Raw genomic sequence first — 17,628 nt, forward strand, 5'->3', positions numbered from 1 at the left:
GCGGCTCCTTCGTGCGCGCTCAGGCCTCGACCGGCTCGGCCGCGTTGCCCTCGGGCACGGGCGTGAGCTGCACCACCACGGGCTCGCGGCGCGTCTTGTTGAGCAGCAGCTGCGTGACGTCGGGGCGCGAGTAATGGCCGCTCGGATCGGCCGCGGCCTTCGCGAGCGAGATCATCCCGAGGTCGATGTCGGCGATCACCAGGCCTTCCTCGGTCTCGGGCAGCGGCGTGCCCAGGGCCGAGCCGTCGGGCCCGTAGATGCGCGCATGGCCGCCGCCCACGCCCAGCATCTGCTGCTTGCCGGCATCGGTGCACATCAGTTCGCTCATCGCCTTCGAGACCGTGGCGCAGGGCGCGAGCACGAAGCAGCCGCCCTCGACCGCGTAGACCTGGCTCGCGGCGTTGTTGACCTCGGCGCCCAGCGCGTTGGCCGCGCCGCGGTAGAGCGAGAAGCTGGGCCAGGCGGCGCAGTGGATCTGCTCGTTCTGCGAATACATCGCGTACTTGCTCAGCGGCTGCAGGTGTTCCCAGCAGCACAGCGAGCCGATGTTTCCGATGGCGGTGGGCACCACGTGCAGGTCGGCGCCGTCGCCTTCGCCGAACACGGTGCGCTCCACGTGCGTGGGCTTGAGCTTGCGGCGCGTCTGCGCCACCTGGCCCTGGTCGTCGATCAGCGCCTGCGCGATGTAGAGGCTGCCGGCGGCCTTCTCGCTGAAGCCGAACGAGAGCCAGATCGAATGCGCTCGCGCGGCCGCCTGCAGGCGCTCGAACTCGGCCGAGCCGATCACCAGCGAGTTGTCGTGGTAGCGCTGCACGAACTGCATGCCCCAGGCCGGCGAGTCGAGCCAGATCCACCAGGGATAACCGGGGATCCAGGTCTCGGGAAAGGCGATCAGTTTCACGCCCTGCGCGGCGGCTTGCGCCATCAGGTCGATGGTCTTGTCGATGGTGCCGTCGAGGTCGAGGAACACGGGCGCGGCCTGCACGGCGGCGACGCGGAGCTTGGGATGAACGGTGGTGGGCATGGCGGGGCCTTTCGGTGGGGAACGTGGATTCGCCGCCTTGCCCCGGCGCGGGTTTGCGCGGTGGCATGCGGGTTGCATGAAGCGTAGATTCGCCGCGCTGGAACGCCTTGACCGCAGCTTGCGGCGTTCTTGTTCCTGCGTTGCATGCCCGCCGATCCCCGTTTTTCGAGATTCCACCGATGAACACGCTGCTCAGCACCGATGCCGTGGCTCGCCCGCAGCGGCTGGCCTACTGGACCGACATGATCTGCAACGTCTATGTGCAGCTCGGTTGCGATCCGGTGCGGCCCGACGAGTCCGAGGACTTCGAGGGCAGCATCCGCCAGCACACGCTGCCCGGGCTTGACGTGTCGGTGGTGCGCTCGGGCCCGCAGAAGGTGCTGCGCACCTCGGGCCACATCGCGCGCTCGGGCGACGACTACTTCCTCGTGAGCATCCAGGCCCAGGGCCGCGGCGTGGTGCGCCAGGACGGGCGCGACGCGGTGCTCGAGGCCGGCGACTTCGCGCTCTACGACAGCACGCGGCCCTACCAGCTGCTGTTCGACGACCGCTTCGAGCAGATCGTGCTCAAGCTGCCCGGCGACCGGCTGCGCAGCGAGCTGCGCGAGACGCAGGCGTTGACGGCCACCACCGTGTCGGGCCGCCAGGGCGCGGGCCACCTGCTGCTGGGCATGATCCGCACCCTGCGCGAGGACATCGAGACGCTGCAGCCGGCCTCGGCGCTCGCGGTGGCCAATGGCGTGCAGAACATCCTGGTGGCGGGGCTGCAGACCTTGCCGGCGGCCAGCGCGCCCTCGCTCAGCAGCCTCACGGCCTACCACCTCGCGCGCGTGAAGCGGCGCATCGAGGAACAGCTCGGCGACCCCGCGCTGTCGGTGGGCAGCCTCGCGGCCGAGCTCGGCGTGTCGGCCAGCCAGATCCATCGCGTCTTCAAGAGCGAGCCGCTGACGCCCGCGCAGTACATCTGGGAGCGTCGGCTCGAGGCCTGCAGCCGCGACCTGCTCGAGCCGCGCCTCGCGGGCCGGCCCGTGGCCGAGATCGCCTATGGCCGCGGCTTCAACGACGCGGCGCATTTCAGCCGCGCGTTCAAGGAGCGCTTCGGCTGCTCGCCGCGCGAGTGGCGGCAGCAGCGCGTGCAGTAGGCCGCGCGGAAGGGCCGGCGCAGTGTCAGGCGGTCCGGCGGGCGCGCTCGAGGTGGGCGCGCAGCGCGGCGTCGAAGCGTTCTGGCTGGTCGATGTTCGGCAGATGACCCGCGTCCGGAACGATCTCCAGATGCGCGCCGGGAATCTCGGTCCGCAGCTCGCGCATCGCATCGGGCAGCGCGGCGTCGTTGGCGCCGACGAGCAGGGTCGTGGGCACGCGGATGCCGCGCGCGGCCGCGCGATGGTCGAGTTGCTGGATCGCGCGCGCGCAGCCGACCATGCCCGCGCGCGAAGTGCCGGCCGCGGCCGCGTGCAGGGCCCGTGCTTCGGCGGGATGGGCCTCGATGAAGCCGCGGCCCAGCCAGCGCTCGATGGTCGGGCCCGCGAGCGCTTCGCAGCCCTGGGCCTCGACGAGCGCGATGCGTTCGTCCCAGGGCCGCGCGAAGGCCGCGGGCGCGTCGGCGCGGCAGTCGCACAGGCACAGGCTGGCCAGGCGCTCGGGATACCGTTCGGCCAGCGCGAAGCCGCACATGCCGCCGAGCGAGAGCCCGACGTAGTGCGCGGCGCGGATGTCGAGCGCATCGAGGATCTCGACCACGTCGCGCGCCAGGTCGCCCATGCGCCAGGGCAGTGATGGCGGTGAGGGCGCTTCCGACCGTCCATGGCCGCGCGTGTCGGGCCGCAGCACGCGCCAGCCCTCGGCGGCCAGCCATTCGGCCTGGCGGCGCCACAGAACGGAGGATGAAAGGATCGCGTGCGCGAGCAGCACGACGGGGCCGTCCGCGGGGCCGTCGACGTGGACCGCGACACGGCAGGCCGCGCTCGGCAGGAACAGATGCTGGGTGGTCGTCATGAGAACGCCAGTCTCGGCCCCTTCCCCAGGCCCCGCCACCGAGTAAAACTGAAGCCCGTTGAGAAAAACGCAACCCGCTTGCACCCATCGCGGCCTACAGTCGCCCCGCCATGTCCAGAAAACTTCCACCCCTGAACGCGATCCGGGCCTTCGAGGCCGCGGGCCGGCACGTGAGCTTCACGCGCGCCGCGGAAGAACTGAGCGTGACCAACGGCGCCATCAGCCGCCAGGTCGCGCTGCTCGAGGAATGGCTGGGCGTGCCGCTGTTCCGGCGCACCTCCTCGCAGCTCGCGCTGACCGAGGCCGGGCGCCTCTATCTCGGCGAGCTGACGGCCACGCTCGACCGCGTGGCGGTGGCCTCGATGCAACTGCGCGAGCAGGCGGTGCCGACCGCGCTGCGCATCAATGCGCCGCCGACCTTCACCATGCGCTGGCTGCTCTCGCGCCTGCCGGCTTTCCAGCGCAAACGGCCCGAGGTCGACCTGCGGCTCACCACCTTGCTGGCGCCGGTCAACTTCGACGAGGGCCGCTACGACATCGCCATCGCGGGCGCGCTCGAGCCGCCGCCGCACTGCGTGTCGCGGCCCTTCATGAGCGAGCTGATCCTGCCGGTGTGCCATGTGGACCTGCTCGACGGCGGCCGGCTGCGCGAGCCGCGCGACCTGGCCACGCACACGCTCGTGAGCTTCGCCACCGAGCCTTATGCCTGGGAGGACTGGCTCGCGGCGGCCGGCGTGGCCGGGCTCAAGCCCGGCGGCGCGATCCGCTTCGAGCAGATGTACTTCGCGCTGCAGGCCGCGATCGACGGGCTGGGCCTCGCGCTGGTGCCGCTGTTCCTCGCCTTCGACGACATCATCGCGGGCCGGTTGTGCGCGCCCTTCGGTGTGCTGGCCGCCAAGCAGCGGCGCTACTTCGCCAGCACGGCCCATGCCGACCCGGTGACCGAGAGCTTCTGCGAATGGCTGGTGCGCGAGGGCAGCGACACCGAGGCCTCGATGCAGCAATGGCTGCGCTCGCAGGCCCCGGCGTCCTGAGCGCGCAGCTCAATCCATCTGCACGCCGCTGCGGCGCACCAGGTCGCCCCAGCTCCTGAACTCGCTGGCGACGTAGGCCGCGGCTTCCTCGGGGCTGGCGCTGTAGCGCGGCAGCGCGCCGATGCTGCGCATGCGCCGCTCCACCTCGGGCTTGCGCATGGCCTTGGCGATCGCGTCGTGGGTCGAGGCCACCAGCGCCTTCGAGGTGCCGACCGGGTAGAGCAGCATCAGCCAGGTCGAGGCGCGGAAGTCGGCGAAGCCCTGCTCGATCAGCGTGGGCACGGCCAGCGGCGCGTCGAGCCGGCTCGCGGTGGCCGCGCCGAGCGCGCGCAGCTTGCCGCCCTGCACGAAGGCCTGCACGCCGGCCGCGGTCTCGAGCGCCAGCGAGACGTTGCCCGCGACCACGTCGGTCAGGCCTGGCGCGCTGCCCTTGTAGGGCACGTGCACGATGTCGATGCCGGCGCGCCGCTTGAACTCCTCCATCGCGAGGTGCGACACCGTGCCGTTGCCCGAGGAGGCATTGGTGAGCTTGCCCGGGTTGGCCTTGGCATAGGCCACCAGCCCCTGCGCGTCGCTGAAGGGCAGCGAGGGATGGCACACCAGCACGAAGGGCAAGTCGCCGACCAGGCCCACCGCCTCGTAGTCCTTGAGCGAGTCGTAGGGCACGCTGCGGTAGAGGTGCGGGTTGGTGGCCACGGCCGACATGTGCGTGAGCATCATCGTCGAGCCGTCGTTGGGCGACTTCGCGAGCTGGCCCATCGCGATGCTGCCGCCCTGGCCGGGCTTGTTGTCGACGATGTAGTTTTCTCCGGTCACGGCCTGCATCTTCTCGGCCATCAGCCGCGCCACGATGTCGGTGGCCTGGCCCGGCGGAAAGCCCACGAGGATCTTCGTGACCTTTCCGCGCGTGGTGGCCGGCTGCGCGAGGGCCGCCGTGCCCATCGACGCGGCCGCGAGCGCGAGCAGCGCGCGGCGGCTCAACATTGCCTGGTTGTCCATGTCGTTGTCTCCGATGTTCTTTAAAAGGGCGAAGCTTCAGGCGAGCTTCATCTCCTTGAGCACCTCGCGCGCGTTGCGCAGGCTGTCGAGCGCCGCGGGCACGCCGCAGTAGATGGCGACCTGCAGGAACACTTCCTGCAACTCGGCGGGCGTGATGCCGTTGTTGATCGCGCCGCGCACATGCAGGCGCAACTCGTGCGGCCGGTTCAGCGCGCTGATCATGCCGAGGTTCAGCAGGCTGCGGCTGCGCCGGTCCAGGCCCGGCCGGTTCCAGATCTCGTCCCAGCAGTACTCGGTGGTGAGCTGCTGCATCGGCCAGTTGAAGTCGTCTGCCTCGGCGATCGACTTCTCGACGTATTCGGCGCCGAGCACCGCCTTGCGCGTGGCGAGCCCGCGCTGGAACTTCGCCGAGGTGTGGGTCTTGTCCGTCATGTCGTCGCTCCCTTCAGGCCACGGCCGGCTCGGCCAGCGGCGTGTTCCAGGCGTCGTAGGCATAGACCCAGTCGGAGTCCTGCGGGTCGCGCAGCCAGGTGTTGGTGCGCGAGGTCAGCTGGACCTTCGAGGTGCGCGGCTTGCGCGTGGCCTCGAAGCGCTGGAAGGCCTCGGCCACGCCGTCGCGGTCGGTGCCTTGGAGACAGCGCGAGAGCACCGCCGCATCCTCGATCGCCATCGCCGCGCCCTGCGCCATGTAGGGCGTCATCGGGTGGCAGGCATCGCCGAGCAGCGTGATGTTGCCCTCGCTCCAGCGCGGCAGCGGGTCGCGGTCGACCAGCGCCCACTTGTGGACCTCGGGGCAGGACTGCAGCACGTGGCGCACCTGCGGATGGAAGTCGGCGAAGGCCTCGCGCAGCGCGTGGATGTCGCCCTTGGTCGACCACGATTCGAGGCGGAAGCCGGGCTCGGGCTGGCTGGTCACGAAGTAGACCTCGCTGCGGTCGGGCTTGATGTAGTAGATGACGATGTGGCGGTCCTTGCCCCACCACTTGGTGCACTGGTCGATCTCCTGGCCGCCGAGCAGCGCCGCGGAGAAGGTGGTGCGATAGGCGATGCGGCCCGTGAAGTTGGGCTCGGACCTGCCGAACAGCTGGTCCTTGACCAGCGAGTGCACGCCGTCGGCCGCCACCACCGCGTCGGCATGCACGGTGGCGCCGTTGGCGAAGCGCAGCTCGACGCCGCCGTCGCCCTGCGAGAAGCCCGCGAGCTTGTGGCCGCGGCGGATGAATTCGTCGGGCACCGCGCTGTGCAGCGCGGCATGCAGGTCGCCGCGGTGCGCGAGCAGGTAGGGCGCGCCGAACTTCCGCTCGGCGGTCTCGCCGAAGATCATGTCGAAGCGCACCTCGCCGGTGTAGGCGTCCTTGTTGTTCCAGGAGCGCGGGTAGAAGGCCTCGGCGCGCATGCGCGCCTCGAGGCCCAGGCCGCGCAGCACCTGCATCGCGTTGCAGCCGATCTGGATGCCCGCGCCCAGGCGGGTGAATTTCTCGGCCTGTTCGTAGACCATGACGTCGATGCCGACGCGGCGCAGCGCCGCGGCCGTGGCCAGGCCGCCCATGCCGGCGCCGATGATGGCAACCGAAAGTCTCTTGCTCATGTCCGTTCCTCGTGTGGTTTGCGTGAACGGAATGGTCCTGTTTTCAGCCGCCGCGAACCATCGAGATTTGCTGGCGCTGGTTGAGAAAAACTGCGGCGCGCGCCTGCGCGACGCGTCGGCCGGGCGCGTCGTGGCGTCGAGAAAAGGAGGGGCGGAAGAGGGCCGCGCGCTCAGCCGCGCAGGCCCTTCCAGAGCATGTAGGCCGCCAGCAGGTAGAGGATGCTCGCGAACACGCGCTTGAGCTTCTTCACGGGCAGGTTGTGCGCGGCCTTGGCGCCCAGCGGCGCGGTCAGCACGCTGCACACGGCGATCACCGCGAGCGCGGGCAGCCAGATGTAGCCGAACGAGCCTTCGGGCAGGCCTTGCACCGACTGGCCGCTGATCACGTAGCCGGCCACGTTGGCCACCGCGATCGGGAAGCCCAGCGCGGCGCTGGTGGCGACCGCGTTGTGGATCGAGATGTTGCACCAGGTCATGAAGGGCACGCTGATGAAGCCGCCGCCCGCGCCGACCAGGCCCGAGACCAGGCCGATGGCGCCGCCCGCGCCGAGCTGGCCCGCGGTGCCCGGCATCTGGCGCGTGGGCTTTGGCTTGCGGTCGAGGAACATCTGCGTGGCCGAGAAGCCCACGAACAGCGCGAACACGATCGCCAGCGCCGTGCCCTTGATCAGCGCGAAGATGCCGAGGCTGCCCACGAGGCTGCCGATCACGATGCCGGGCGCGAGGCGCTTGACGATGTCCCAGCGCACCGCGCCGCGCTTGTGGTGCGCGCGCACGCTCGACACCGAGGTGAAGATGATGGTGGCCATCGAGGTCGCGATCGCCATCTTCACCGCGAGGTCGGCCGGCACGCCGCGGTGGCCCATGATGATCGTGATGAACGGCACCATCACCATGCCGCCGCCGATGCCGAGCAGGCCCGCGAGAAAACCGGTGCCGAGGCCGAGGACGGCGAGTTCGGCGATCAGGAGGGGGTCGAGCAGGCTGGTCACGTTCACGCCACGGACTTTCGGGTAAGGCAAGGGCGCCGTGCAGCGATGGCAACGGGCCTCGGGTCGAGGGAAAAAGGGAGGGGGATGGGCTGCAATGCTATCTGAAACGTAGCTGCGGCCCGGCGCGCACGGTCGCGCGCGAGCCAGGATCGGATGTATCGATGCGAATACAGCGTGGGTTCCTGGGGCGATCCCGCCATGCCGGGGATCGCCGATGTTCGATGCGCACTCAGCGCAACGAAGAGGAATAGGTGTCTGCGAATGGGCGCCAGACTCGCATCCTGAACCGGGGTTCAGGTGGGCGAGGGCAGCAAGACTTCGGGTTCATCTGACGCGAGATGATCACACCCGTCGAGCGATATACCAAGCCCGGCTCCGTAGAGCATTGGAACAAGGACATATAAAGCCCAACGCGCACCGCAGACAGGAACGATTTTACGCCTTCGCGCCCGGGCGCTTTCCGGTTTTTTGAGGGGAGTCCCTGCGGCGCGGGCAGGTTTGCATCGAAGTTCTTGCAGTGCGCGCCGATCTCTGCAAGCGAGAGAAAGAAAGCGCGTAACGCTTAAAGCAGATGCCCGTCGCCGGCCAGTGCCTGATCGAGCTTGTGGATCAACTGCGTGGCCTTCGGATCGACCGCGCCGTCGTCGGCGGGGGCCGCGGCCGGAGTCGGGGCCGGCTCGGCGGGCGGCGCGGCCTTCGCCGTGGTCTCCTGCGCCGCGAGATCGAAGGCCAGGTTCAGCGAGGCCAGCACCGCGATGCGGTCGCGCGCCTTGACCTTGCCCGCGTCGCGGATCTTGCACATGGCCGCGTCCACGCGTTCGACCGCGTCGCGCAGCTGCGCTTCGCCGCCATCGGGACAGCCGAGCAGGTAGCTCTGGCCCATGATCTGAACTTCGATCTGCTTCATGCGGGGGAATCTTCGGAGGGAGGTACGGCCGGCAACTGCTCGAGCAGCGCGTCGAGCCGCGTGCGCGCCGCCGCGAGCCGCGACTTGAGCGCATCGCGCTCGCGCGTCAGCGCATCGACCTGTTCCTGCAGCAGCGCATTCGTGCGCTGCACCTCTTCGTGACGCAAGAGCAGGCGTTCCACGCGCTCGGCGATCTGGTCGATGGGGCTGGAGGCGGGCATGGTGCGCGATTGTAGTTTCCCGTGAAAGCGGCGGTCCTCCGGGGCACCCGCCGCGCCTGGCACGGCATTCTGCGGCCTGCGCGCCGCGCCATCAAACTTCGCTGAGCCGCACGTAGGTGGCGAGCAACGCGCTCTTGGCGGCCACCCCCAGCAGCACCGGGTTGGCCGGGCTCTCGATCACCGGCAGCCGTTCGCCCAGGTGCTCGAGGAAGCGCTGCAGCGCCTCGCCCAGGCTGGTGTCGGCGGTGATCGGCGCGATGGCCTGCGACAGCAGGTCCGCCGCGCGCACCTCGGCCGCGGCCGTGCCGAGCGCGGAGAGGGGCACCACGCCGAGGTAGCGCTGGTTGGCGTCGACCACGTAGAGGTACTTCACCGGGTGCTGCAGGAACAGCCGGCTCATCGCCTCGCGATCGGCCTCGGGGCCGACCACCGTCTGCGCCGGCTGCACCAGGTCGCGGATGTGCAGCGAGCGCAGCCGCAGCTGCTCGTCCTGCTGCTCGCGCCGGCGCAGCGTGATCTCGTACATCGAGCCGGCGTTGGCCGAGCGCGCGACGAAATAGGCGATCACGCCGGCCAGCATCAGCGGCAGCATCACCTGGTAGTTGAGCGTCATCTCGAAGATCATGAGGATCGCCATCAGCGGCGCCTGCGTGGCCCCCGCGAGGAAGGCGCCCATGCCGACCACCGCATAGGCGTAGGGGGCCGACACCGCATGCGGCCACAGCGCCTGCGCGGCATGGCCGAACAGCGCGCCCACCATGCAGCCGAAGAACAGCGCCGGCGTGAACACGCCGCCCACCGCGCCCGAGCCGGCCGTGGCCAGCGTGGCGACCAGCTTGGCCGCGAGCACCATGGCGATCAGGGTCCAGGTCCAGGGCGTGTGCAGCACCGCGTTGACCACGCTGTAGCCATTGCCCCAGACCTCGGGCCAGGGCACCGACACCAGCCCCATCGCGAGCCCGCCGAGCGCGAGCCGCCACGGCAGCGCGAACGGCAGCCGCGCGAACAGCGCCCGGCTGCCCTGCAGCGCGCGCAGGAAGCCCGCGGCCGCGAAGCCCAGCAGCACGCCGAGCAGCGCGAACAGCGGGATCTCCGCGCCATGCAGCTCGGGGAACACCGGCATCTGGTAGGGCGGCTGGTAGCCGGGCAGGGCGCGCATCACGATGTTGGCGACCACCGCCGCGATCAGGATCGGGCCCACGCTCTCCATCACGATCGAGCCCAGCACGATCTCGGCGACGAAGAAGGCGCCCGCGATCGGCGCGTTGTACGCGGCCGTGAGGCCCGCCGCCGCGCCGCAGGCCACGAGCAGGCGCAGCCGCTCGACCGGGAAGCGGAACACCCGGCCCAGCAGCGAGGCGGCCAGCGCGGCGAGCTGCACCATCGAGCCCTCGCGGCCGATCGAGCCGCCGGTGCCGATGCTCACGAGCGAGGAGGCGCTGCGCACCAGCGTCTGCGCCACCGGGATGCGGCCGTCGCCGAGCACGATCGCCTCCATGTAGTCGGAGGTGGCACTGCGCACCGCCACGCGCTTCGCGAGCACGAGCAGGCCGCCGGCCACGAGGCCGCCCACGGCGGGGAAGGCGATGCGCGCCCACCACGGCAGCGCGCGCGCCATCGCGACCAGGCTGTCGCCGGGGCCGAGCACGAGGTGCTCGAAGCCGCGCAGCGCGGCGCGGAAGCCCTCGGTCGCGAGCGTGCCGAGCAGGCCGGCGACGATGGACCACAGCAGCATCGATTGCCAGCCCGATACGCCGAACAGGCGCTGCAGGGCGGAGCGCAGGCGCAGCAATGGCGAGGAACGCAGGGTCATGCGGGGTGGTGGTGATGGCATCCCATAGCCCGTCGATGTTAGTGCGCGGGACGCGGCGAGCGTCGGGCGCACGCAACTTTCGACTTAAGGCGCGCGGCGCAACGCCTAGAATCTCGCCCGTTGGTGCCTGCGGCGTGGTTCACGCGCCGCGGTTCAACGGGAAGCAGGAGTGAAGGGACCGGCCGCGCGCCGGCACCGAAGCCGCCTGCGCTGCCCCCGCAACGGTCAAGCAGACGGCGCCGCAAGGCGCCACCCTCTCCACACGAGCCACTGGGCGCCCTGAAACAGGCGCCTGGGAAGGCGGCGAGGGCCGGTCTGCCAGCCCGGATACCGGCCAACAAGGCGGTTCGCGCATGCTCTTCGCTTCGTCGATGCAGGCACGGACCAATGGCGCCCCGGGCGCCGGCGGGGAGGCCGGCAAGGGGCATAGACGTTCGTTCGCTCACTCCATGATTTCCTGCGTTTTCTTCTCGCGCCGTTCGCGCGCTCGCATTCCCGCGTCCCGCATCGGCATGCGCCTGGCCGGCCTGCCGCTGGCCCTGGTGCCGGCCTTCGGCGGCCTGCTGCTGGCTCAGTTGCCGCTGGCGGCCTCGGCCCAGACTCCGGCCGGCGCGCTCGGCGAGACCGTGGTCACGGCCAACCGCACCGCGCAGCCGCTGTCGGACCTGGTGGCCGATGTCTCGGTGATCGACCGCGAGACCATCGAGCGCAGCGGTTCCACCGGCGTGGCCGACGTGCTCGCGCGCCAGGCCGGCATCCAGATCGTGCGCAACGGCGGCGTCGGCAACTCGACCAGCGTCTACATCCGCGGCGCCGAGACGCGCTTCACCGCCGTCTACATCGACGGCGTGCGCGTGGACTCGCAGGCCACCGGCGGCGCGGCCTGGGAGAGCATCCCGCTGGCGCAGATCGACCGCATCGAGGTCTTGCGCGGCCCGGCCGCGGCGGTCTACGGCTCCGACGCCATCGGCGGCGTGATCCAGCTGTTCACCAAGCGCGGCGAAGAAGGCGTGTCGCCCTCGATCGGCGTGGGCGTCGGCAGCCACGGCCTGTTCCGCACCGAGGCGGCGATCAGCGGCAAGGCCAACGCCTTCGACTATTCGTTCGGCGTGGCGCACGAGGAAAGCCGCGGCTTCAACATCCAGCCGCTCGAGAAGCGCACGCTGCCCAAGGACGGCTTCACCAGCCCCGACCGCGACGGCTACAACACCACCTCGGGCAACGTGCGCCTGGGCTGGCAGATCGCGCCCGGCCAGCGGCTCGAGGCCACCGCGCTGTCGAGCGATACCAAGGCGCACTACGACGCCGCCAAGTCCGGCAGCAAGCCGCCGGCCTACTACCTCGACGACCAGAGCCGCAACCGGCTGCGCACCGCCGGCCTGACCTGGTCGGCGCAATGGAACGAGGTCTACAGCACGCGGCTGCAGGTGACCGATTCGCAGTCGGTCTACAGCACCATGCCCTCGTACTACCGCACCGAGACCCGGCTGCGCGGCTACCTGTTCCAGAACGAACTGCGCTTCGGTCCACACCTGGTGACGGCCGCGCTCGAACGCCGCGAGGACCGGCTCGAGAACGCCCCCACCAGCAGCACTGACAAGGGCCTGGCGCGCAAGCGCTCGCAGGACGCGGTCTCGCTCGGCTACGGCTTCGTGCAGGGTCCGCACTCGTTGCAGCTCAACGTGCGCCACGACGACGACAGCGAGTTCGGCGGCAAGACCACCGGCAGCGCCGCCTACGGCTTCGCGATCACGCCGAAGCTGCGCGTGACCGCCTCGGCCGGCACCGCCTTCCGCGCGCCCACGCTCTACCAGCGCTTCAGCGAATACGGCAAACCCGACCTGCAGCCCGAGTCGAGCCGCAACGTCGAGCTCGGCCTCAAGTACACCGACGGCCCGACCAACGCCGGCATCGTGGTCTACCGCAACAACGTGCGCAACCTGATCGTGTTCGACTCGACCGCCAGGGGCTGCGCCTCGTCCTTCGGCTGCTACGGCAGCACCGCGCGGGCGCGCTACGAGGGCGTGACGCTGTCGGCCGGCCACCGCATCGGCGACGTGACGCTGCGCGCCTCGCTCGACTTCCAGGATCCGCGCGACCTCGCGACCGACAAGCTGCTGGCCCGCCGCGCCAAGCGCTACGGCACCCTGGGTGCCGACTGGCGCCTCGGCGGCTGGACGCTGGGCGCCGAGGTGCAGGCCTCGAGCCAGCGCTACGACGACGCGGCCAACACGCGCAAGCTCGGCGGCTACACGCTGCTGAACCTCGTGGCCAGCACGAAGATCGTGCGCGACGTCGACCTGGTCGCGCGCATCGACAATGTGGGCGACAAGGACTACATGCTCGCGCGCGGCTACGTCACCGGTGGCCGCAACGCGTACGTCGGATTGAAGTGGACGCCCCAGTAAGCCAGCACCTGCCCGATCGCGCGGCGCGCTGCGCCGCCGTGCTCGTGGCCGCGCCCGCTTCGGGTCAGGGCAAGACCACCGTGGCCGCCGCGCTCGCGCGGCTGCATGCGCGCCAGGGCCGGCGCGTGCGCGCCTTCAAGTGCGGGCCCGACTTCCTCGACCCGCACTGGCTGCGGCTCGCCACCGGCGCGCCCGTGCATTCGCTCGACCTGTGGATGACCGGCGAGGCCGACTGCCGCGCGCGGCTGCATGCGGCCGCGGCCGAGTCCGACCTCGTGATCGTCGAGGGCGTGATGGGCCTGTTCGACGGCACGCCGAGCGCGGCCGACCTGGCGCAGCGCTTCGGCCTGCCGGTGCTGGCCGTGATCGACGCCCAAGCGATGGCCGGCACCTTCGGCGCGCTGGCGCATGGGCTGCAGAGCTTCAGGCCCGGCATGCCCTGGGCCGGCGTGCTGGCCAATCGCGTGGCCGGCGAGCGCCATGCCGACATGCTGCGCGGCGCCTTGCGCGAGCCCGCGGACTGGCTCGGCGCCTTGCCGCGCGACGCGGGCTTCTCGCTGCCCGAACGCCACCTGGGCCTGGTGGCGGCGCACGAGTTGGGCGACGCGGCCGAGCGGCTCGACCGCGTGGCCGATGCGCTGGCCGGCACGCCGCTGGGGTCGCTGCAACTGCCGCAGGTGCGCTTCGAGCCACCTTCCACCGATGAGGTCGCCCCGATCGCGCCGCTGCTCGCGGGCCGCACCATCGCCATCGCGCGCGACGCGGCCTTCTCGTTCATCTACCCGGCCAACCTCGACACGCTGGGTGCGCTCGGCGCCAGGCTGGTCTTCTTCTCGCCGCTGGCCGGCGATGCGCTGCCCGACTGCGATGCGCTGTGGCTGCCCGGCGGCTATCCCGAGCTGCATGCCGCCACGCTCGCGCGGCGTTCGGACCTGCGCGCCGCGCTCGCCGCCCATGCGGCCGCGGGCCGGCCGATCTGGGCCGAATGCGGCGGGATGATGGTGCTGTTCGACGAGATCGCGGTGCCCGGGGATGGCGACGAAGCCGCGGTGCATGCGCTCTGGGGCCTGCTGCCCGGGCGCGTCACGCTGCAGAAGCGGCTCGCCGGCCTCGGCCCGCAGGCGCTCGCGCTGGGCGCGCACACGCTGCGCGGCCATACCTTCCACTACTCGCGCTGCGAGACACCGCTGGTGCCGGCCGCCCATTCGCGTCGCCCGCAAGGCACGGCCGGTGGCGAGGCGCTCTACGTGCGCGGCTGCGTGCGCGCGAGCTACTTCCACGCCTGGTTCGCCTCCAGTCCCGAAGCCACCGCGCGGCTGTTCGACGCCGCGCCGCTCGAAACCGGGGCACCGGCTGCCCAGGAGCATCGCGTTGACGCCTGAACACGAATTCATCCTCGGCGGCCAGAAGAGCGGCAAGTCGCGTCGCGCCGAGCAGCGCGCGGCCGACTGGCTGGCGGCCGCGCCGAAGCAGCGCCGCGCGGTACTGATCGCCACCGCGCAGGCCTACGACGACGAGATGCGCGAGCGCATCGTGCGCCACCAGGCCGACCGCGCCGAGCGCGTGCCCAGCCTGCGCACCATCGAGGAACCGGTCGAGCTGGCGCGCGCCATCGTGACCCAGAGCACGCCCGAGTCGCTGGTGCTGGTCGACTGCCTCACGATGTGGCTCACGAACCTGCTGATGCCGCTGCGCGCCGAGGGCGCGCGGCCGGTCTCGCGCACGCCCGCCGCGCACGTCAACCTGCTGTTGGGCGCGCTGCGCGATGCGCGCGGTCCGGTCGTGCTGGTGGGCAACGAGATCGGCCTGGGCGTGATCCCGCTGGGCCGCGAGACGCGCGCCTTCGTCGATGCGCTGGGGCGGCTCAACCAGGACGTGGCGGCGGCCTGCCAGCGCGTCACGCTGATGACGGCCGGATTGCCGCTGACGCTGAAGGAGCCGGGCCGATGAAGAAGTTTTTCGCCGCCGCGCTGGCGGCACTCGCGCTGGGCCTCGGCCTGTGGACGTCGCCCGCGAGCGCGCTCGAGGTGGTCGACGAGCGCGGCGTGAGCGTGGAGCTGCCGCAGCCGCCGCAGCGCATCGTGACCCTGCTGCCCTCGCTGACCGAATCGGTCTGCGCGCTCGGCGCCTGCGCGCGGCTGGTCGGCGTCGATCGCTATTCGAATTCGCCCGTATCGGTGCGCACGCTGCCGCAACTCGGTGGCGGCATCGATCCCAACGTCGAGGCCGTGGTGGCGCTCAGGCCCGACGTGGTGCTGCTCGCCAAGTCCTCGCGCGTGACCGAGCGGCTCGAGGCGCTGGGCCTCAAGGTGCTGGTGCTCGAGCCGAAGAACCATGCCGACGTGCGTCGCGTGCTCGGCAAGCTCGACCAGGTGCTCGGCACCCACGAGGCGCCGGCGGTCTGGCGCGCCATCGATGCCGCGGTGTCGGCCGCGGCGCAGTCGCTGCCGGCCGCCGCGCGCGGCGTGCGCGTGTACTTCGAGGTCAACAGCGGCCCGTACGCGGCCGGCGAGTCCTCCTTCATCGGCGAGACGCTGACGCGGCTGGGTGCCAGGAACATCGTGCCGGCGGCGCTCGGCCCCTTTCCCAAGCTCAACCCCGAATACGTGGTGCGCGCCAATCCCGGCCTGATCATGGTCAGCGTGCGCAGCGCGCAGGGCCTCGAGCAGCGCCCGGGCTGGAGCACCATGCGCGCGGTGCGCGAAGGGCGCATCTGCCGCTTCACGGCCGAGCAGTCCGACGTGCTGGTGCGCCCCGGTCCGCGCATGGACGAGGCGGCACGGCTGATGGCGCAGTGCCTGGGCGACAAGGCAAGCAAGGGAGGCGCGCGCTGATGCCCGCGGGCCACCTGCGCCGCGTGGTGCTGTTCGGCCTCGCGCTGCTGGTACTCGGCGCCTCCTTGCTGCTGCTCGGCCTGGGCATCGGCAGCACCGGCTTCGAGAGCTTCCTGTCGGCGCGCCACGATCCGGTCGCGCTGCAGATCGTCTGGGACATCCGGCTGCCGCGCACCCTCGGCGCCTGGCTCGCGGGCGCGCTGCTCGGGCTGGCCGGCGCGGTGGCGCAGGGGCTGTTCCGCAATCCGCTGGCCGATCCCTTTCTGCTCGGCAGCGCCTCGGGGGCCTCGCTGGGCGTGGCGCTGGCGCTGCTGTTCTTCGGCGGCTCGGCCGCCAGCGCGCAGTGGGTGGTGCGTCTCGGCCTCACGGGCGCGGCCTTCCTCGGCTCGATGGCGGCCGTGATGCTCACATTGCTGCTCGCGCGCGGCGTGCAGCAGACGCTGCGGCTGCTGCTCGCAGGCGTGATCGTCGGCGTCGTGCTGGGCGCGATGAAGGACCTGATCACCATCGCCTCGGCCGACATCCTGCAGGCGATCCAGGGCTTCACGCTCGGCAACACCGGCCTGGTCGGCTGGAGCGCCTGCGCCGTGATGGCGCTGGCCTGCGCGCTGTGCCTGTTGCTGGCCTGGGCGCTGGCGCCGGTGCTCGACGGCCTGGCACTGGGCGAGGCCACCGCGCGCAGCCTGGGCTTGCCGCTGGGCGCGATGCGCGCCGCGCTGGTGGTGGTGCTGGCGCTGGCCACCGGCGCCGCCGTGGCGCAGACCGGCCTGATCGCCTTCGTCGGCCTGGCCGCGCCGCACCTGGTGCGCTCGGTGGTCAAGACCACGCATGCGCGGCTGATCGTGCTGTCGGCCGCGATGGGCGGGCTGCTGCTGATGGCGGCCGACCTGCTGGCGCGCTGGCTGATCGCGCCGCAGGAGCTGCCCGTGGGCGTGCTCACTGCGGTGCTGGGCGGCAGCTACCTGCTGTGGCTGATGCACCGGCGCACCGCGAGGGGCACGGCCTCATGACGGCCGTCACCGCACAGGCGCTCGAGGTGCGCGGCGTGAGCGCGGCGCTCGGCGGCACCGAGGTGCTGCACGGCATCGACCTCGCGATCGGCGCCGCGCGCTGGACCAGCATCGTCGGCCCCAACGGTGCCGGCAAGTCGACCCTGCTCAAGGTGCTGGCCGGCCTGCTCGCGCACCGCGGCGAGCTGCGCCTGTTCGGCGAGCCCGCGGCGAAGCTGCCGGCGCGCCAGCGCGCGCGCCGCCTCTCGTGGCTGGGCCAGGGCGTGGCGGGCGAGGGCGCGGCCGACGACCTGCTGGTCTACGACGTCGCGATGCTCGGTCGCCTGCCGCACCAGCGCTGGCTGGCCGCGCCCGACGCCGCCGACCGCGCCGCCGTGGAGCGCGCGCTGCGCGCCACCCAGGCCTGGGACTGGCGCGAGCGGCCGCTGGGCCAGCTCTCGGGCGGCGAGCGCCAGCGCGTGCTGCTGGCGCGCGCGCTCGCGGTCGAGGCCGAGCTGCTGCTGATGGACGAGCCGCTCGCCAACCTCGACCCGCCGCACCAGGCCGACTGGATGCAGACCGTGCGCGCGCTGGTCGCCGCGGGCCGCACCGTGGTCAGCGTGCTGCACGAACTGCCCATGGCCCTGGCCGCCGACGAACTCGTGGTGATGGACCGCGGCCGCGTGGTGCACCACGGCGGCAGCAGCGATCCCGCGACGCATGCGGCGCTCGAGCAGGTGTTCGATCACCGGATTCGCGTGCACCGCGTGGCCGAGCAGTGGATTGCGTTGCCGCGATGAATGCGGGGTCGGACAGCCGTACGC

17 protein-coding genes and 1 riboswitch are annotated in these 17,628 nt (G+C 71.4%); of the genes, 8 read left to right on the top strand and 9 right to left on the bottom strand.

All coding sequences use genetic code 11. The features are described 5' to 3' along the window. Positions 1–19 precede the first annotated feature (19 nt). A complete protein-coding gene (locus KV106_RS12830; RefSeq protein WP_261210629.1) occupies positions 20–1,024 on the bottom strand; it encodes a carbon-nitrogen hydrolase family protein in 1,005 nt (334 codons plus the stop codon). 179 nt (positions 1,025–1,203) lie between these two features. Between KV106_RS12830 and KV106_RS12835 the strand changes: the two genes are divergently transcribed. Beyond that, positions 1,204–2,166 carry an AraC-like ligand-binding domain-containing protein gene (locus KV106_RS12835; protein WP_057594560.1) on the top strand — a complete coding sequence of 321 codons (963 nt, stop codon included), beginning with the start codon at positions 1,204–1,206 and terminating at the stop codon, positions 2,164–2,166. 25 nt (positions 2,167–2,191) lie between these two features. On the opposite strand, the gene KV106_RS12840 is transcribed toward KV106_RS12835, so the two are convergent. After that, entirely contained in the window at positions 2,192–3,019 is an 828-nt protein-coding gene (locus tag KV106_RS12840; RefSeq protein ID WP_057594561.1) for an alpha/beta fold hydrolase, read from the bottom strand. 110 nt (positions 3,020–3,129) lie between these two features. On the opposite strand from KV106_RS12840, the gene KV106_RS12845 reads away from it, so the two are divergent. Continuing rightward, the gene (locus KV106_RS12845) at positions 3,130–4,053 is read left to right on the top strand and encodes a LysR substrate-binding domain-containing protein (protein WP_064262364.1); all 924 of its coding nucleotides are present in this window, start codon (positions 3,130–3,132) and stop codon (positions 4,051–4,053) included. 9 nt (positions 4,054–4,062) lie between these two features. On the opposite strand, the gene KV106_RS12850 is transcribed toward KV106_RS12845, so the two are convergent. The 7 genes from KV106_RS12850 to KV106_RS12880 form a co-directional block, all read right to left on the bottom strand. Continuing rightward, positions 4,063–5,052 (bottom strand): Bug family tripartite tricarboxylate transporter substrate binding protein, encoded by a 990-nt coding sequence (locus tag KV106_RS12850; protein WP_261210630.1) that lies wholly within the window; start codon positions 5,050–5,052, stop codon positions 4,063–4,065. A 36-nt stretch (positions 5,053–5,088) separates the two neighbouring features. Next, a complete protein-coding gene (locus KV106_RS12855) occupies positions 5,089–5,484 on the bottom strand; it encodes a carboxymuconolactone decarboxylase family protein (protein WP_261210631.1) in 396 nt (131 codons plus the stop codon). A gap of 13 nt (positions 5,485–5,497) precedes the next feature. Continuing rightward, positions 5,498–6,640, bottom strand: a complete 1,143-nt coding sequence (locus KV106_RS12860; protein ID WP_261210632.1) for an FAD-dependent monooxygenase — start codon at positions 6,638–6,640, stop codon at positions 5,498–5,500. 170 nt (positions 6,641–6,810) lie between these two features. Further along, positions 6,811–7,632, bottom strand: coding sequence for a sulfite exporter TauE/SafE family protein (locus tag KV106_RS12865; RefSeq protein ID WP_057594573.1), 822 nt, complete (start codon positions 7,630–7,632; stop codon positions 6,811–6,813). Between the two features lie 562 nt (positions 7,633–8,194). Next, a complete protein-coding gene (locus KV106_RS12870; RefSeq protein WP_261210633.1) occupies positions 8,195–8,539 on the bottom strand; it encodes a cell division protein ZapA in 345 nt (114 codons plus the stop codon). Beyond that, positions 8,536–8,760 carry a hypothetical protein gene (locus KV106_RS12875; RefSeq protein ID WP_057594567.1) on the bottom strand — a complete coding sequence of 75 codons (225 nt, stop codon included), beginning with the start codon at positions 8,758–8,760 and terminating at the stop codon, positions 8,536–8,538. The genes KV106_RS12870 and KV106_RS12875 overlap by 4 nt, the downstream gene beginning before the upstream one ends. Positions 8,761–8,851: 91 nt before the next feature. Beyond that, on the bottom strand, positions 8,852–10,573 hold the full coding sequence (locus KV106_RS12880; RefSeq protein WP_261210634.1) for a ClcB-like voltage-gated chloride channel protein: 1,722 nt from the start codon (positions 10,571–10,573) through the stop codon (positions 8,852–8,854). 105 nt (positions 10,574–10,678) lie between these two features. Further along, positions 10,679–10,926: riboswitch (cobalamin riboswitch) on the top strand. Positions 10,927–11,022: 96 nt separating this feature from the next. Between KV106_RS12880 and KV106_RS12885 the strand changes: the two genes are divergently transcribed. The 6 genes from KV106_RS12885 to KV106_RS12910 are packed head-to-tail and all read left to right on the top strand — an operon-like array spanning position 11,023 to position 17,604. Further along, positions 11,023–12,981, top strand: a complete 1,959-nt coding sequence (locus tag KV106_RS12885; protein WP_261210635.1) for a TonB-dependent receptor domain-containing protein — start codon at positions 11,023–11,025, stop codon at positions 12,979–12,981. Beyond that, positions 12,966–14,363 (top strand): cobyrinate a,c-diamide synthase, encoded by a 1,398-nt coding sequence (locus KV106_RS12890; protein WP_261210636.1) that lies wholly within the window; start codon positions 12,966–12,968, stop codon positions 14,361–14,363. The genes KV106_RS12885 and KV106_RS12890 overlap by 16 nt, the downstream gene beginning before the upstream one ends. Further along, entirely contained in the window at positions 14,353–14,931 is a 579-nt protein-coding gene (gene cobU / locus KV106_RS12895) for a bifunctional adenosylcobinamide kinase/adenosylcobinamide-phosphate guanylyltransferase (protein WP_261210637.1), read from the top strand. The genes KV106_RS12890 and cobU overlap by 11 nt, the downstream gene beginning before the upstream one ends. Then, positions 14,928–15,815 (top strand): ABC transporter substrate-binding protein, encoded by an 888-nt coding sequence (locus KV106_RS12900; protein WP_261210638.1) that lies wholly within the window; start codon positions 14,928–14,930, stop codon positions 15,813–15,815. Before cobU ends, KV106_RS12900 begins: the two co-directional genes overlap by 4 nt. Continuing rightward, on the top strand, positions 15,815–16,825 hold the full coding sequence (locus tag KV106_RS12905) for a FecCD family ABC transporter permease (RefSeq protein ID WP_057594572.1): 1,011 nt from the start codon (positions 15,815–15,817) through the stop codon (positions 16,823–16,825). The genes KV106_RS12900 and KV106_RS12905 overlap by 1 nt, the downstream gene beginning before the upstream one ends. Then, complete coding sequence (locus tag KV106_RS12910; protein WP_261210639.1) at positions 16,822–17,604, top strand: ABC transporter ATP-binding protein; 783 nt, start codon at positions 16,822–16,824, stop codon at positions 17,602–17,604. The genes KV106_RS12905 and KV106_RS12910 overlap by 4 nt, the downstream gene beginning before the upstream one ends. Positions 17,605–17,628 lie beyond the last annotated feature (24 nt).

It is taken from the genome of Variovorax endophyticus (assembly GCF_025376855.1).
Taxonomy (GTDB): domain Bacteria; phylum Pseudomonadota; class Gammaproteobacteria; order Burkholderiales; family Burkholderiaceae_C; genus Variovorax.

What these genes read in the sequence shown, in the direction of transcription:
- KV106_RS12830 (WP_261210629.1), bottom strand. Translation starts at nt 1,024, where the DNA reads ATGCCCACCACCGTTCATCCCAAGCTCCGCGTCGCCGCCGTGCAGGCC.
- KV106_RS12910 (WP_261210639.1), top strand. Translation starts at nt 16,822, where the DNA reads ATGACGGCCGTCACCGCACAGGCGCTCGAGGTGCGCGGCGTGAGCGCG.
- KV106_RS12850 (WP_261210630.1), bottom strand. Translation starts at nt 5,052, where the DNA reads ATGGACAACCAGGCAATGTTGAGCCGCCGCGCGCTGCTCGCGCTCGCG.
- KV106_RS12840 (WP_057594561.1), bottom strand. Translation starts at nt 3,019, where the DNA reads ATGACGACCACCCAGCATCTGTTCCTGCCGAGCGCGGCCTGCCGTGTC.
- KV106_RS12860 (WP_261210632.1), bottom strand. Translation starts at nt 6,640, where the DNA reads ATGAGCAAGAGACTTTCGGTTGCCATCATCGGCGCCGGCATGGGCGGC.
- KV106_RS12880 (WP_261210634.1), bottom strand. Translation starts at nt 10,573, where the DNA reads ATGACCCTGCGTTCCTCGCCATTGCTGCGCCTGCGCTCCGCCCTGCAG.
- KV106_RS12905 (WP_057594572.1), top strand. Translation starts at nt 15,815, where the DNA reads ATGCCCGCGGGCCACCTGCGCCGCGTGGTGCTGTTCGGCCTCGCGCTG.
- KV106_RS12900 (WP_261210638.1), top strand. Translation starts at nt 14,928, where the DNA reads ATGAAGAAGTTTTTCGCCGCCGCGCTGGCGGCACTCGCGCTGGGCCTC.
- KV106_RS12885 (WP_261210635.1), top strand. Translation starts at nt 11,023, where the DNA reads ATGATTTCCTGCGTTTTCTTCTCGCGCCGTTCGCGCGCTCGCATTCCC.
- KV106_RS12835 (WP_057594560.1), top strand. Translation starts at nt 1,204, where the DNA reads ATGAACACGCTGCTCAGCACCGATGCCGTGGCTCGCCCGCAGCGGCTG.
- KV106_RS12845 (WP_064262364.1), top strand. Translation starts at nt 3,130, where the DNA reads ATGTCCAGAAAACTTCCACCCCTGAACGCGATCCGGGCCTTCGAGGCC.
- KV106_RS12875 (WP_057594567.1), bottom strand. Translation starts at nt 8,760, where the DNA reads ATGCCCGCCTCCAGCCCCATCGACCAGATCGCCGAGCGCGTGGAACGC.
- KV106_RS12855 (WP_261210631.1), bottom strand. Translation starts at nt 5,484, where the DNA reads ATGACGGACAAGACCCACACCTCGGCGAAGTTCCAGCGCGGGCTCGCC.
- KV106_RS12870 (WP_261210633.1), bottom strand. Translation starts at nt 8,539, where the DNA reads ATGAAGCAGATCGAAGTTCAGATCATGGGCCAGAGCTACCTGCTCGGC.